The sequence below is a fragment of the Paenibacillus sp. P4_A7 genome (assembly GCF_056402455.1).
On the sequence record NZ_JBFUHJ010000833.1, the window covers coordinates 1 to 970 of the forward strand.

2 protein-coding genes are annotated in these 970 nt (G+C 38.9%); both read right to left on the minus strand.

The window, feature by feature from the left end:
• The coding region (locus AC1DWN_RS34335) for a class I SAM-dependent methyltransferase (RefSeq protein WP_477563281.1) at positions 1 to 335 on the minus strand (335 nt) is incomplete at its 3' end.
• A 222-nt stretch (positions 336 to 557) separates the two neighbouring features.
• Positions 558 to 970: stage II sporulation protein P (gene spoIIP, locus AC1DWN_RS34340; RefSeq protein WP_477563282.1), on the minus strand; the 413-nt coding region annotated here is incomplete at its 5' end.

Consider the following 970-nt stretch of genomic DNA (forward strand, 5'->3'; position numbering starts at 1 on the left):
GACTTTGGCTTCTTCATCCAGTGTAATGCAGCATTAGAAAAAACAGCATCGAATGATTGATTCAAATTAAAGTTTTGTCCGTCTCCAACTAGAACAGTGATTTCAGCATATTTATTTTGCGGCTTCTCTATCATTTCTGCCGAAAAATCCATCCCCGTCATGGTCGCTCCTGTCTTACTGATTTCATACGTTAAGTCGCCCGTGCCGCAGCCTAAATCAAGGATGCTTTCATCTTTTGATGGTTTTAAAAATTGTACAACATCCTTGCCAAATTCAGATACAAAACCAAGCTTGCTGTCATATAAGTCCGCTTTCCAAACCTGAGATGAACTCATCTTATCGTCCCCCAACATTTGTAATAGGTCTATTTTCACACATCAGTCGTTATAAGTTAAATATATAAAAACTATTTACTTTATAACTTAAAACTATAATTAAACTTCTCCTACATAATAACACCTATCACTTAAATGAAGATTTAAACGCTGGTTGGCGATGCATGTAATGAAATAAGGCAACGCACCTCTTACTCGATGCATTGCCTTCTCTTCCACGAACTATTTTTTTGATTTATAATACTCAGCGAACACATCTGCGAAAGCCTCTGCAGATAGAAGGTTTTCTTGCAGTGTATTGTTTATGCCTCCGAATTCCAGTAGTAAACTCCCGTTAGAGATGGACTGGTTATATTCGCCATTTCCTTGGCTTGAGCTTTTTAACAAAACGCCTCTAGATATTCCCGGATATTTTTTGTTCAAGAGTGCATGCAACGCTTCAGCGAATTTCTTATTTTCCTTGTAGGCCGGATTACCGCCTCCAATGACGAACATAATGCGTGCGTATGACTTCCCATTAATAGACACGGTTGTTTTTTCATGCGGAATATTAGCGTCTCGATGAATATCGAAGAAGTAGGACAAGGATGAATTAGTCTCGACCGCCTTGTTCACAGCTTTTCGTGACTCTGAGT